This window comes from Psychrobacillus sp. L3 (assembly GCF_042945595.1).
Taxonomy (GTDB): Bacteria; Bacillota; Bacilli; order Bacillales_A; family Planococcaceae; genus Psychrobacillus.
This window is the reverse complement of record NZ_CP168493.1, coordinates 3,099,025-3,112,274: the sequence shown is the minus strand read 5'-3', so window position 1 is coordinate 3,112,274 and position 13,250 is coordinate 3,099,025. Positions and strand designations below refer to the sequence as shown.

Sequence of the window (13,250 nt, the reverse complement as noted above, 5' to 3'; positions counted from 1 at the left end):
GTGGTTAAATGGTTAATTCTCAGAGTCAACTAGAACTAGAGAAGTTATTTCACAACGATATGATAAACATATATAAAAACGGGAAAAAGATTGGTTACAATGCTTTGATATTCCTACAAATGATTAATACCCAAAAAGGAATACATGTTGCAAAGAAATTAATACATAGCAACAAGCCATCTGAGGGGTTTACAAACTTATATTTAAAAGGTGGATTAGATGGGCTTGCTTTAACGGTAGAGGCTTTAATTCTTAAAGAAGAATACATATCATTGTTTAGTGAAGATGAAAGAAAGACTGCAAGAGAAAGATTGAAGGAATATGGGTTTGAGACTTCAAATGCTCAAATAGAGAATGAGTTAGAAGAACATATAGAAGCAAGTAGCATTAGAATACACGAACCAGATAAAAATAAGAGTAAATTTAATGAATTCAATTATGAATTATTTATTAAAAGACTACAAAATCAAGAGTATCAGATTGGTGAAATAAGAAAATATTACATTATAACTGTAAAAGTAGAGATGGAAAATACTTTGCCTAAATATCTAGTTTATTTGCTTGAAAATAATGAAATAATAAATCGAATAGAAGTCCAAAGTGAAGTAACAATGAAATTATTAACAACAGCAAAAAAAGAAGGTATTATACTATTACATCAACAAAACCCTTTAGTAAAAATAGAAGATGTTGCAATGGTACATTACAAACAAGGTAGACAAAACAGCAGTGATTGGCAAAAGGATAATAAAGATGTTTTGGTTGTCTTGTTCGAAGAATATCAATCAATTTTAAAAGATGCTATTTTAAAGGTTTCAAGTGATGACATTGATTCTGAAATGTCAGAAGAAGATGAATACTATAAAGATGGTGCTACTAAAACCTATCATGGTAAACGATATGAGCGTAACCCTAATAATAGGGCTAAAGCAATTAAACATCATGGATTAGATTGTGCTGTATGTGGTTTCAACTTTGAAAAATCCTATGGAGAACGGGGTGCGGATTTTATTGAAGTTCATCATGTAAACCTATTAAGTACACTTAAAGAAGAAGTTTTAATTAATCCAGAAGTAGATTTGATGCCTGTGTGTGCAAATTGCCACAGAATGATTCATAGACGTAAAGATAATGTATTAACTATTGATGAGTTGAAGGGAATTTTTATAGCATTACGAAGTAAAATGGAAACCGAAATAAGTAATTAAAGGAAGGAGGAGTCAATGATATTATCAAGAATTTTTAAAAAGGTATCTAGAGGAGAAACACCACAGGAAGTCTCCGTTGCTAAAAAAAGTGATATCAAAGAGAAAAAGTCAAATATTACTTCTACAAGAATTGGTGAACTTGGAGAATATAAGATAAATATACAACTTGACCAACTACCTAAGAATAGTAAATACCTTAGTGATGTGTTAATTCTCAACAGCAAGGGAAAGTCAGGATATTCACAAACTGACCATGTTATCTTTACTCCTTATGCAATATTTGTAATTGAGACTAAAAATTACGCTGGTACTATATATGGTGATAGAAGCAGGGCTAAATGGAGTGTTAATGGAAAGTTTCCGATGATGAATCCATTTAATCAGAATTATGGTCATATACAAGCGATTAAAACGGTTCTAGATATAATCGAAGATACACAATTTGTTTCAATGGTGTCATTTACTAAAAGATGTACATTTAAAGTAAATGAGGAATTAAGAAAGTTACAATCAAATGATTTAATTGTCTACGATACGGAATTATCTGAGTTTATCACAAGAAAGATTAATGTACTTAAACTTCAGAATCCAGAACCATTATATTCAAATGAAGAATTACAAGATTTATATAATAAATTAAAGAATGCTAACATATCTGATTCTCAAATAAGAGATAAGCATGTTGAAAAATTGAATGAAAAGGATAGGAAAGAGATTGTTAAGAATGAGGAAGATATATTAGCTTGTAAAACGTGTGGGAAGGTAGTTTCTGAAAAGGTTAATGCATATTGTTTAACAAACAAGACAAGGTTTAAGGGTAATATTTATTGTTATGAACATCAAAAACTAATTAAATAAAAAAAGAGAGAATCACTCCTTGATATATTAGGACTTCTAACTAAAAAGATAGAAGTTCTTTTTTTATAAAATAATTTCGCTAGTACAGAAGTTTCAACTTCTGGACTTATAAAGTTATTGATAGGAATGGTCTGATATTTACTCTTTTATTAGTCTATAAGTTAGTCTATAATTAAAAGTATAAAACATAATTAACTTTTAGACAGGAGCGAATAACATGTCAAACATAGGTTATGCAAGGGTATCGACAGCAGGGCAAGACAACGGATTAGAAACACAAAAGGTACTACTTGAAGAAGCAGGAGCAACAAAAATATTTCATGAGAAGATAACAGGTACGAGTACTATGCAAAGAACGGCATTAAAAGAATGCTTAGATTATTTGAGAGAAGGCGACACGTTAGTTGTTACTAAGATTGACCGACTAGCACGTTCAATAATCGACTTGAACAAGATTATAGAGGAACTTAAAGAGAGTGGAGTTAATGTACAGTTTTTGAAAGAGAACATGACATTTGAAGCGAATGGTAAGTCTAATAGTTTGGGTACTCTATTATTTAATATATTAGGTTCATTTGCTCAATTTGAGCGTGATTTAATTGTAGAAAGAACAACAGAGGGAAGAGAACGTGCTAAAGAACAGGGTAAACATATGGGAAGAAAAGCAGGATTTTCACCAAAAGTAATGCAGAAAGCAATTGAGCAATATAACAATCGAGCGGAAAACAAAATGAGTGTGACCGACATATTAAAATTGAACGGAATACCTAAAGCATCTTTTTATGTAGAGTTAAAAAAGCACGAAACAGAAAACTAATAACAAATAGACTCTTTTAAACAATAATATTGATATTGAGACAAAAAAAGACCATCATAATTTGATGGTCTTGTTCAACTAAAGCACCCGTTAGTTTAAGTACATTTATTCACAAACTTTGCCCTTTATTTGATTGTTAACTGCAATGTTTTCATTTTAAAACTGTCTCGGCTGGGGTAAATGCTTCCCATGGATTAAATTTCGTTGTTATTGATGAAATAAACCAATTCTCTTTAAATGGTTCTAAATTCTTTTCCACGATTATAATCTTCTCCCCACCACCAAAATCTCCATATGATGCCCATAAATCATATTTAATGGTATACCGCATTTTGGATTCGCTAAGCTTTTCTACTTTGGTAAAACGAAAGTTACTAACCGAAGGGCTTGACTGACCTGTTATCCAGTGAGTTTGCTCAAATTTACTCCTTGATTGTTTTCGAAGCGAAGGGGACAACATCGCATATTGAACAGCACCACTTCGATTATTCACGCCAAATATCCACAATTCAACGGCTTGTTTTGGTTCGCCTACCATCAAACCATTCATAAAAGACATTAACTGGCTTTCTAAAGGAGTGAGTTGTTTGCCTTCAGTAATTTTTTCCTCAAAGGAAGGAGGAGTATCGTTCATTTTTGCATTTACTGTTCCATAATACAACCCACAAATTAGTATACTAAATAAAACCAATAGAAGAGGTTTACTTTTATCCAATTCCATCACCCTAAATTATATTTAGGTTTAGTTTGTCCTCTTTAGGTACAATCATTCCTTCTTCAACTAAACTGCTCCGTTAGTTCAATAAGAAAAAGAATTTACTCCTTCTTGAAGTAAAGCACCCGTTAGTTGAATAAGAAAAATTGTGTTTGATTACAAAAATAGAAACAGCTTTCCAGTATACAAGTTCCAAATAGAATGAGTGACGATTGAAGGTATGACGGATTTAGTTTTTATTGCAATACAAGCAAGAACAACCCCTGCAATAAGTGATAAGAATAAGTAGGCAGGATGGAACAGAGAAAAAATTACTGAAGTAATTACTACAGCCCATATTGGCTTCACTACTTTTAATAGAGCAAATAATAGTACCCCTCTAAAAAGAAGTTCCTCCCAAATTGGAGCGAAGATGACAGCCTTTATTAAAGGATATTGTTTTAAACCCTCAAGCAAACCATTTTTGTAATAAACGATGAGACTTCGGTCCATTAAAATTTCGTAATGAATGCTTAACCTTAATACTATGTAGGGAATAAAAATTCCCACTAACATATATAGGTAAGTCAAAGGACTTTTAAATGGCTTGAAATTTATTAAAGGGACAATCAGACTTCTAACTGAACTAAAACTTAACGTTAGCAAAATAAAAATAAGCAACCAAACAAGTGCGCCAAATCCGTTAAACAACTTACTATTAAAATAACTCACCCCATAGCCTGTTAGCAGAAGTAAAACTGTATACAACAAATTATTTAGTGTATTATTCTTTCTGTTGCTAATAATCATCTTTATCCCCCTTGTTTTATTGAACTAACCTGCTCCGTTAGTTCAATAAGGTTATCCTGTAATTTCATTCTTAAAACTTTTAATAGGATTTTGGATAAGCTTTTGTTCCATTAGTAATTCTAACAAATTCACCCTACTTCTATCTAAGTGAAGTCCTCTTATCCCAACTCTGTGAGCGCCTTCAATATTTTCCATTTTATCATCTATAAATATACTTTCTTCTTTTCTCGCTTTTGCATGATTAAGTGCGATATTATAAATTGCTTCTGCTGGTTTTTCTTCATGAACAAAGGCAGAAAGAATAATAGAATCAAAATATTTACGAATTCCTAACCTATCAAAAATCCAGTCCATGCTTGGCATTGCATTTGAAATAACAGCTAATTTGTACTCTTTACTTAATTCCTCAAGCAAACCTTTTACTTCTGGAAACAGTTCACAGTGACCTGCAAAATGAGTAAAGAAAAATAATTCACTAGTTAGTTCACTTTCTCCAAGTTCTTCTGCAATAGTTCCATAATATCGTTTATAGTATTGTTCTTCTTCATTCCAATTTGTAATGAAAGACAGTTTATTATGTTTTGCTTTCATAATAGCAACATCAATTTTGGATTTTTGATAACCCCTTTCCATCAATATATATCTTATTCTGTCATCTCCTTTTAAAAAGGTATCAAAAAGAACACCACCAGCATCAAAGAAAATTACTTTCACTTCATTTTTTGTTTGATTCATTTTAATTCTCCTTTATGAGTGATATGAATTTATTTTTAGTTTAATTTGCCAGTTCTTTAAAACTCCTTCTTTAACTAACCTTCCCCGTGAGCCATCCATGAAGCTATGCTTCACCACAAAATATGTAAGAAATTATCGTTCTTCCATGGTAGCTGAAGAAGACTATTCACCTTTTCTTACAAAACAATTTACTACTGATATCAATAAGCCCAAAAATGAAATAGCGATACCTATCTTTGTTCCACTTGAATAGCCAAGTCCTGTTGAACTAAATGCTAATATTATTGAAATACCAAATAGTATAATTGAAATTCCTAAAAAACCAATTTTCATGTTCTACCTCCTCATATGAGACTATATTCAATGAAATAGAACAAAAATCCTTCTTCACCCAACCTGCCCTTTTAGTCAACTAGAATATGTACAGGAATCTTTGACAAAGCAAACAAATAAGAAACAGAGCAGGAATATAAATTTGTATTGCTCTTTTATATTATGTTGTGAATTCAAAAGAAGAGTTACAAAACTTCAAAAGAAATTATTGTTTTTGCTCTCTTTCTATTCATTTGAGAGGGTGTTCTTTTAGTATCTACACTTGTTTTAAAAAAGAATTTAGTTTATATTGGAAGAAATATGATAGTGAAATGTAGGCGACTATCAAAAATGTGGGATTATTAAAGTTGTGTAATCATTGATATATCAAGAATTTTAATAAAAGTAGTAGTAGTAACTTTTTCTCAAAACGTTGGACTCCTACAAATGTCGGGTGTTAAGTCCAAAAACGTTATTTATATTACAGGTGGTATGCTGATAGCACTTGGGTTCATACCTAAAATTGCCGCAATAACAACCATTATCCCTGTGTCTGTTCTTGGCGGAGCGATGTTGGCTATGTTTGGAATAGTAGTATCACAAGGCATTAAGATGCTTAGCAAAGTAATTACGGCTACGGACTCCCAAGATAATGCGATAATAATAGCTTGTTCTATTGGGATGGGACTTGGAGTATCTGTAGTACCTAACTTATTTGAATCTCTTCCATCTGGCATTCAAATTTTGACAAGTAATGGGATTGTTGCAGGGAGTATGACGGCAATTATTTTGAATATATTATTTAATATGCTTCCTTATAAGAAAGTAAATTTAACAACAAGCAAACACTAAGATTAATTTACCTTCGTGTTTTTTGTGTATTAAATAGGTATGGAGTTAACTCTTAATAATAAGAACTGGTCTCGGCTCTAGTTGAATTGGTTGCGACTTCAATAAAATTGGTCTCACTTGTAAATAATTTAGTCTCGTGTAAGCTGAAACTGGTCTCGAACAGCCAGTTTTTGTTAAAGTTTCTTTCTAATATAGTGAAATTTTTCAATTATTCTGTTTCGAAAACCGAAACGTTATGGTAGGATTGTATAATCTATAAGATGTGAGGAACAAATGATGAGAATTAAAGATTGGGATCGAAGTTTAAAAGTAAGGCTATTTGGAGAGTTTTTTAGTAATTTAAGTTTTTGGATGGTATTTCCATTTCTTGCGATTTATTTTGCTGCGGAATTTGGAACGAGTATGACGGGAATTTTACTTGTAATATCACAAGTATTTGGAGTTGCGGCAAATTTGATAGGAGGGTACTGTGCGGATCGTTTTGGTAGAAGAAAGATGTTATTCTTTTCTGCTACTTCTCAGGGTATTATGTTTATCCTATTTGCATTTGCCAATTCCCCATGGTTGAACTCGCCAACGATTAGTTTCGTAGCATTTGCTCTTGTCGGTGTAGCTGGTTCATTTTATCACCCAGCGAGCCAAGCAATTGTAGCGGATGTAGTACCTGAGCATCAAAGAAGTACTGTTTTTTCTATGTTTTATACATCTGTGAATATTACTGTAGTAGTTGGTCCTCTTGTCGGAGCAGTTCTATTCTTTCAATATCGTTTTCTATTACTTTTAGTAAGTGGATTTATCTTTTGTATAGTTGGGCTTGCCCTTCGTTTTTGGACAGAAGAAACATTGCCAAAAGAAATGAAAGAACAGATGGCAAATGACGAAAGTAATTGGATACAAGTAGTAATCAAACAAGTGCAAACATATGGATTAATAGTAAAAGATAAAGTATTTTTCCTATTTGTTGTTGCTGGCATTTTGCTCGGTCAAACATATATGCAATTAGATATGTTAATACCAGTTTATATGAAAGAGGCAATTGATAAGCAAGTGCTAGGGAATTTATTTGGCCGAGAATGGGCTGTTACCGGGGAAGGTTCCTTTGGTATGTTATTATCAGAGAATGGATTATTAGTTGTCCTATTCACTGTTGTTGTAACAAGATGGATGTCGAAATATCCGGAAAAGTGGGTGTTTTTCTTTTCCTCATTTTTATATATGGTTGCGATGTTCGTTTTCCCGATGACTGCAAACTTCTGGGTGTTCCTCCTTGCGATGGCAATATTTACATTTGGGGAGTTAGCTACAGTTGGATTACAAGAAAGCTTTGTATCTAAATTAGCGCCAGAAGATATGCGAGGGCAATACTTTGCTGCAGCGAGTCTACGTTATACCATCGGACGAACCATTGCTCCACTTGTGTTTCCACTTGTAACATGGATAGGTTTTAGTTGGACTTTTGTCATTTTGGCTATTTTAGCACTACTTAGTGGGTTCATTTATTTGATAACATTTAAGGAATACAATAAAAGACAAAACGAAATACGTTTATAAATTGGACAAGGGGTGCTCTCTAATGAGAACACCCCTTGATTTTTGTATAGGTAAAACATAACTTTTGAATTTTAAATTTCATCCCGAACAAGTTCGGGGAATAATTTCCATGAAAGGTTCCTCTTTCAATGCCGCGGTAAATTGTTCCACTGGTTGCCTTCTAACCTAAGCAACGTAAACCCTACCTTCTTTTACGTCCTTGCGACCCTGTAGTCGCGCCAGTGTGAATAAGTATTATCAAAAACACATAAAGCAGAATGCCAAGTTTCTAAGATTTATGTTATACCAAAATTGTTAACATTCTCTATCATCTCATAGTGATGGAAGTTTGTCAATTATATAATGAAAGAATTCTATTTACCAATATTTTTTCCTTTAAAAATGCATGGTATACTAGTTCAATCAAACTATTAGAAATGTAGGTGTAAAGATGGAAGTTTGGGACATATACAATGAAAATCGAGTGAAAACAGGAAAGACACATATTCGAGGAGATGATATGCAAGAAGGAGATTTTCATCCAGTTGTCCATATTTGGATTATGAATGAAGAGGGGCAATTTTTAATCCAACAACGCCAACCATGGAAAAAGGGATGGGCCAATATGTGGGACTGCGCAGCTGCAGGAGCTGCAATAACGGGTGAAACAAGTGAGATGGCTGCGATCCGAGAGACAAAAGAAGAACTTGGACTGAATTTGGGAATGGAAAATGCGGAAATATTATTTACCGTAAAATTTTCTAGGGGTTTTGACGACCATTGGCTTGTGAAGCAAAACGTCGATATAAATGATTTGAGCCTACAATACGAAGAAGTAGCAGATGCAAAATGGGCAACAATGGATGAAATTAGAGAACTAGTCAAAAGCGGAGAATTTATTCAGTATGAAACTTTGGAACCTTTATTTGAATTAATTCAGTCAAGAATTTCATTAAAGAAAGCAGCACAACAAGATACAGAAGCTTTGTTTGAATTACAGAAAAAAGTTTTCACACCGCTTTATGAAAAGTATGAAGATCATGAAACTAGCCCAGTGTTTCAAACACTTGAGCGATTTAAGGAGCGTTTAAATACAGGTGATTTTTATAAAATAATGTATGCTAATTCCTTAGTAGGAAGTGTACATGTATATGCGAAATCTTCCGGAGTAATGCGACTTCATATGATAAACATATTAGAGGACTACCAAGGGAAAGGTATTGCTCAACAAGTCATAGCTCGATTAGAAAGCATGTATCCTGAGGCGGTTAAATGGGAGTTAGATACCATTTTAGAGGAAGAAAGAAACTGTTATCTATATGAGAAAATGGGTTATATTAGAACAAAAGATAGATGGAAAATAAACGATAAAATGACACTTGTGCATTATGTGAAAATTGCTAATTTGAATCATATGAAGGCTTTATAAACAGAGATGCTTGAAATTGATCTAGCTCTGCCATTTAATACTAGTAAATATGTCTCCACATATTCCAAGAGGGGAGATGGAAAAGTAACTGCCATAAGATTATAAAAAAAGTGTATTTGGAAGTGACGTAGACACTTCCAACTACATAATTCTAAAGGTAATCGGTGTTGCAACTGTTTCTTCCAAAGCACTCGGTAAATAGTAAAGAAAAGATGCACTTATCTTATTGTCCAATTGAAACAGGTGCAAAGAATTCGTTATATAGCTCTTGTAATATCTTATTTTCGTTGCTTCTATGAACACCAAAAGCTAAGCTTACTTCGGAAGATCCTTGATTGATCATTTCGATATTGGAGCCGGTTCTTGAAATTGCTGTTGCTGCACGAGCAGCGAGGCCAGTATTGTTATTCATTCCCTCACCTACTATTACAATCATCGAAAACTCATGACGAAAATGTGCTTCTTCTGCATGAAGTTCTTCCTTCACGCGCTTCATAATTCTTATTTCTTTTTCAGTTGTTAGTTGATGACTTCTTAGTATTACGGAAATATCATCCAATCCAGAAGGAGTATGTTCATAGGAGATATGTTCTTCTTCTAAAATTTGCAATAACTTTCTTCCGAATCCAATTTCACGGTTCATCAAATATTTGCTCACATATAAAATAGAGAAGCCGCTATCAGCGGATATTCCTGTAATTGGACGGTGTTTCCCTTTTCTTTCTGCAACAATTTTTGTGCCAGGGGCAGAAGGATTATTTGTATTTTTAATACATACAGGTATGCGGGCTTTATAAACAGGCATTAAAGCTTCGTCGTGGAAAACAGAAAAACCAGCATAGGAAAGCTCTCGCATCTCTCGATAAGTTATTTCTTCTATTTCTATAGGATCATTCACCACTCTAGGATTGGCGCAAAATACCGAGTCTACATCCGTAAAATTCTCATACAGATCTGCATGAACTGAAGCCGCTAAAATGGAACCGGTAATATCTGAACCTCCCCGATCGAAGGTGCGTAGCAGACCATCTTTTGTAAATCCAAAAAAACCTGGAAACACAACGATTTCATTGCTATTTTTAAGCTCACTTAAATTCTCATACGCTTCTGGTAAGGCAAGTGCTCTCTCGGGAAAGTCATTTACAAGGAGTCCTGCGGTTTTTGGGCTAACATACTGAGCGCTTAGTCCAATGCTAGTAAAATATGTAGAAATAAGTTTGGCGTTATTATCTTCGCCACTTGCTTGGATATTATCAACGAAATATTCGACATCTGACGAATCGGATGAAATACGCAAACGTAAATCTTCCTCAATCACGTCACATATTGTTTGTTCTAAATCAAGTCCTAATGCAATTTCTTTGTATCGATCTAACACAAATTGAAGCTTTATTTCCACTTCTTCATGATTTAATGCCGCAGATGCTAAATCTATCAACAAATCTGTTACTTTTTTGTCCGAATCAAAACGTTTACCAGGTGCAGACACAACGACAAATTTTCTAGTTTGATCTGACTTAACAATTGCAGCTACTTTTTTTATTTGATCTGCACTGGCGACAGAAGTTCCCCCAAATTTACTCACTTTCATTTCATCATATCCTTAATCAAATTTTTTGTGTGTACTTCTAGAAAAAACAAATGATTTTATACAGTGTACAAACTATCTTGCATAACGTCAATATATTTAATAAAAAAATCATTATTATTTATAATCATTATGAACGATTTACGATCAAATTGAATTAAAGTTCGTAAATTAGGTGTAATATGATAAAAATTTTAAATTTTATCAAGAATAGTGCGTTAAATGCAATTGAAAACTTTTTGAGTTATTTTTTTCTGGATTTAAATAGCGTAACATCAAGCTTTTTTTACCTTGTTAGAAAATGATAGCGTTTTCAAATTTTTTAACTATATTGACAATTAAAAAGAGTGTGCGTATGATGAGTTTAATTCAATACGACTTAAACAATTTTGATGGAGACAAGCTTTATATTTTTGGAATCTGAAGAGAGCTGATGGATGGTGAAAATCAGCGATTTCTAATGTAGAGTAGCACTCTTGAATTGGTGAACCGAACCTTCAAGTAAGTTCATTCGTCTCGTGCGCGTTAAGCATGTGAACTAAGAGGCTGCATATTTTTGCAGTGAATTTGGGTGGTACCGCGTGAGTTTATTACAAGCTCTTCGTCCCTTACATTTTGTAGGGAGCGAAGGGCTTTTTTGTATTGAAAGTAAGGGAGGAAATATATTTCAAAATAATTCGTCATGCAACTACAATCCCAAAATAGATAGAATAAAAGGAGAAGACAACTAATGACATACAATATTTTAATCAGTGACCCACTAAGCGAAGATGGTATTTTCCCGTTAAGACAAGCAGAAGGATTCAACATTGTTGTAGATACTAGTCTTACACCAACACAACTTGCAGAAAAGATTGTTGGCTTCGATGCATTACTTGTTCGTAGTCAAACACAAGTAACTAGAGAAATTATTGAAAAGGGAACAAACTTGAAAATCATTGGTCGTGCGGGAGTCGGAGTAGACAATATCGATCTGCCAGCTGCTACTGAGCGTGGTATTATTGTCGTAAATGCACCAGATGGAAACACAAACTCTGCTGCTGAACATACAATTGCCATGTTGATGGCACTTGCACGTAATATCCCACAAGCATTTCATTCCTTAAAAAATAAAAAATGGGATCGTAAAGCATTTATAGGAGTAGAAGTAAAAAATAAAACCTTAGGTGTTGTAGGCTTCGGACGAATTGGACAAGAAGTTGCTGCTCGTGCAAAAGGGCAACGAATGAATGTTATTGCTTACGATCCGTTTTTAACATCAGAAAAAGCAGAAAAGTTAGGCGTTCAATTCGGTTCAGTGGAAGATGTCATCAAAGCAGCGGATTTTATAACAGTACATACCCCGCTTTTGAAAGAAACACGTCATTTAATTAATAAAGAAGCTTTTGAGAAAATGAAAGACGGTGTACAGATTGTCAACTGTGCACGTGGTGGGATTATCGATGAAGATGCATTATATGATGCAATTGTTTCTGGGAAAGTAGCCGGAGCAGCATTAGATGTATTTGAAGAAGAGCCGTTTGTAGATCACCGATTACTAACGTTACCACAAGTAATTGCAACACCTCACTTAGGTGCAAGTACTGTAGAAGCACAAGAAATTGTTGCAATCGACGTGTCATATGATGTTGTCAGTTTCTTGAATGGCGGAGTCGTTAAAAATCCAGTTAACCTTCCATCGGTATCTAAAGACGTGCTAGCAAAAATCGAGCCATACTTTAATTTAGTTGAAAAACTAGGATCATTTTTGAGTGATTTAGCGGACGGAGTGCCCGAAGAAGTAAACATCACTTACTCTGGAGAACTTTCAAATATTGATGTACGTCCACTATCACGAAATGCGGTAAAAGGTCTTTTGAAAAGTAAGCTTGGTGAGTCAGTAAATGACGTAAACGCTAAGTTCCTTGCAGATCGAATTGGCATCGTAGTGAACGAATTGAAAACGACGAAAGCAAAAGGATTTACAAGCTTAATTACAGTCGAAGTAAAAACAGCGACAGAAACGAGAAAAGTAGCTGGTACGTTATTAAATGGACTTGGAGCTCGCATATTACGAGTTGATGATTTCATTGTGGATGTGGTACCAGATGGTCATCTCTTATTCATCCGCCACAAAGACCAACCAGGCGCAATAGGGCGTGTAGGAACACTTTTAGCTACAGAAGGTGTGAATATAGCAACGATGCAAGTGGGCCGTTCAGAAGTAGGTGGAGACGCTATTATGATGCTTTCTATCGACAAGCATGTCAATAAATCAGGTATCGAACAGCTAAAAGGCTTAGCAGATATAACGGATGCAACCCCGATAGATTTATAAATGGAACTACCTTTATTCAAAAGCATCTACCGACAGCGTATAAGCACCTAAGTGTACCCTTATCGACGTATACCCGATTAATCTTAAAAAATTCCGATCT

The 13,250-nt window shown here is 34.1% G+C and carries 11 protein-coding genes, 1 pseudogene and 1 other annotated feature; of the genes and pseudogenes, 7 read left to right on the top strand and 5 right to left on the bottom strand.

What is annotated here, in order from left to right:
• Positions 1-8: 8 nt before the first annotated feature.
• The 3 genes from ACEPXD_RS15615 to ACEPXD_RS15605 all read left to right on the top strand — a co-directional run bounded on the left by ACEPXD_RS15615 (position 9) and on the right by ACEPXD_RS15605 (position 2,883).
• Positions 9-1,208 (top strand): HNH endonuclease, encoded by a 1,200-nt coding sequence (locus ACEPXD_RS15615; RefSeq protein WP_391117380.1) that lies wholly within the window; start codon positions 9-11, stop codon positions 1,206-1,208.
• 15 nt (positions 1,209-1,223) lie between these two features.
• Positions 1,224-2,066, top strand: a complete 843-nt coding sequence (locus ACEPXD_RS15610; protein WP_391117378.1) for a nuclease-related domain-containing protein — start codon at positions 1,224-1,226, stop codon at positions 2,064-2,066.
• 217 nt (positions 2,067-2,283) lie between these two features.
• Positions 2,284-2,883 (top strand): recombinase family protein, encoded by a 600-nt coding sequence (locus ACEPXD_RS15605; protein ID WP_391117376.1) that lies wholly within the window; start codon positions 2,284-2,286, stop codon positions 2,881-2,883.
• A 151-nt stretch (positions 2,884-3,034) separates the two neighbouring features.
• Here ACEPXD_RS15605 and ACEPXD_RS15600 read toward each other — a convergent pair whose 3' ends face one another.
• The 4 genes from ACEPXD_RS15600 to ACEPXD_RS15585 form a co-directional block, all read right to left on the bottom strand.
• Positions 3,035-3,604, bottom strand: coding sequence for a hypothetical protein (locus ACEPXD_RS15600; RefSeq protein ID WP_391117374.1), 570 nt, complete (start codon positions 3,602-3,604; stop codon positions 3,035-3,037).
• A gap of 150 nt (positions 3,605-3,754) precedes the next feature.
• Entirely contained in the window at positions 3,755-4,387 is a 633-nt protein-coding gene (locus ACEPXD_RS15595) for a CPBP family intramembrane glutamic endopeptidase (RefSeq protein ID WP_391117372.1), read from the bottom strand.
• Positions 4,388-4,438: 51 nt separating this feature from the next.
• On the bottom strand, positions 4,439-5,122 hold the full coding sequence (locus ACEPXD_RS15590; RefSeq protein WP_391117370.1) for an HAD family hydrolase: 684 nt from the start codon (positions 5,120-5,122) through the stop codon (positions 4,439-4,441).
• 162 nt (positions 5,123-5,284) lie between these two features.
• Positions 5,285-5,455 (bottom strand): hypothetical protein, encoded by a 171-nt coding sequence (locus ACEPXD_RS15585; RefSeq protein WP_391117368.1) that lies wholly within the window; start codon positions 5,453-5,455, stop codon positions 5,285-5,287.
• 399 nt (positions 5,456-5,854) lie between these two features.
• On the opposite strand from ACEPXD_RS15585, the pseudogene ACEPXD_RS15580 reads away from it, so the two are divergent.
• From ACEPXD_RS15580 to ACEPXD_RS15570, 3 genes and pseudogenes are all read left to right on the top strand, one after another.
• Positions 5,855-6,286: pseudogene (locus ACEPXD_RS15580) on the top strand (solute carrier family 23 protein); the annotation flags it as partial.
• Positions 6,287-6,559: 273 nt separating this feature from the next.
• Positions 6,560-7,837, top strand: coding sequence for an MDR family MFS transporter (locus ACEPXD_RS15575; RefSeq protein ID WP_391117367.1), 1,278 nt, complete (start codon positions 6,560-6,562; stop codon positions 7,835-7,837).
• 463 nt (positions 7,838-8,300) lie between these two features.
• Positions 8,301-9,245 carry a GNAT family N-acetyltransferase gene (locus ACEPXD_RS15570; protein WP_391117365.1) on the top strand — a complete coding sequence of 315 codons (945 nt, stop codon included), beginning with the start codon at positions 8,301-8,303 and terminating at the stop codon, positions 9,243-9,245.
• Between the two features lie 223 nt (positions 9,246-9,468).
• Here the strand turns inward: ACEPXD_RS15570 and ACEPXD_RS15565 are convergent, their stop codons facing one another.
• On the bottom strand, positions 9,469-10,836 hold the full coding sequence (locus ACEPXD_RS15565) for an aspartate kinase (protein WP_391117363.1): 1,368 nt from the start codon (positions 10,834-10,836) through the stop codon (positions 9,469-9,471).
• Positions 10,837-11,213: 377 nt separating this feature from the next.
• Positions 11,214-11,445: a binding site (T-box leader), on the top strand.
• A gap of 118 nt (positions 11,446-11,563) precedes the next feature.
• On the opposite strand from ACEPXD_RS15565, the gene serA reads away from it, so the two are divergent.
• Positions 11,564-13,150: a phosphoglycerate dehydrogenase gene (gene serA / locus ACEPXD_RS15560; RefSeq protein ID WP_391117361.1), complete on the top strand. Its 1,587-nt coding sequence runs from the start codon at positions 11,564-11,566 to the stop codon at positions 13,148-13,150.
• The last annotated feature ends 100 nt before the right edge of the window (positions 13,151-13,250 follow it).

What these genes read in the sequence shown, in the direction of transcription:
- ACEPXD_RS15575 (WP_391117367.1), top strand. Translation starts at nt 6,560, where the DNA reads ATGATGAGAATTAAAGATTGGGATCGAAGTTTAAAAGTAAGGCTATTT.
- ACEPXD_RS15605 (WP_391117376.1), top strand. Translation starts at nt 2,284, where the DNA reads ATGTCAAACATAGGTTATGCAAGGGTATCGACAGCAGGGCAAGACAAC.
- ACEPXD_RS15595 (WP_391117372.1), bottom strand. Translation starts at nt 4,387, where the DNA reads ATGATTATTAGCAACAGAAAGAATAATACACTAAATAATTTGTTGTAT.
- ACEPXD_RS15590 (WP_391117370.1), bottom strand. Translation starts at nt 5,122, where the DNA reads ATGAATCAAACAAAAAATGAAGTGAAAGTAATTTTCTTTGATGCTGGT.
- ACEPXD_RS15600 (WP_391117374.1), bottom strand. Translation starts at nt 3,604, where the DNA reads ATGGAATTGGATAAAAGTAAACCTCTTCTATTGGTTTTATTTAGTATA.
- ACEPXD_RS15585 (WP_391117368.1), bottom strand. Translation starts at nt 5,455, where the DNA reads ATGAAAATTGGTTTTTTAGGAATTTCAATTATACTATTTGGTATTTCA.
- ACEPXD_RS15615 (WP_391117380.1), top strand. Translation starts at nt 9, where the DNA reads ATGGTTAATTCTCAGAGTCAACTAGAACTAGAGAAGTTATTTCACAAC.
- ACEPXD_RS15610 (WP_391117378.1), top strand. Translation starts at nt 1,224, where the DNA reads ATGATATTATCAAGAATTTTTAAAAAGGTATCTAGAGGAGAAACACCA.
- ACEPXD_RS15565 (WP_391117363.1), bottom strand. Translation starts at nt 10,836, where the DNA reads ATGAAAGTGAGTAAATTTGGGGGAACTTCTGTCGCCAGTGCAGATCAA.
- serA (WP_391117361.1), top strand. Translation starts at nt 11,564, where the DNA reads ATGACATACAATATTTTAATCAGTGACCCACTAAGCGAAGATGGTATT.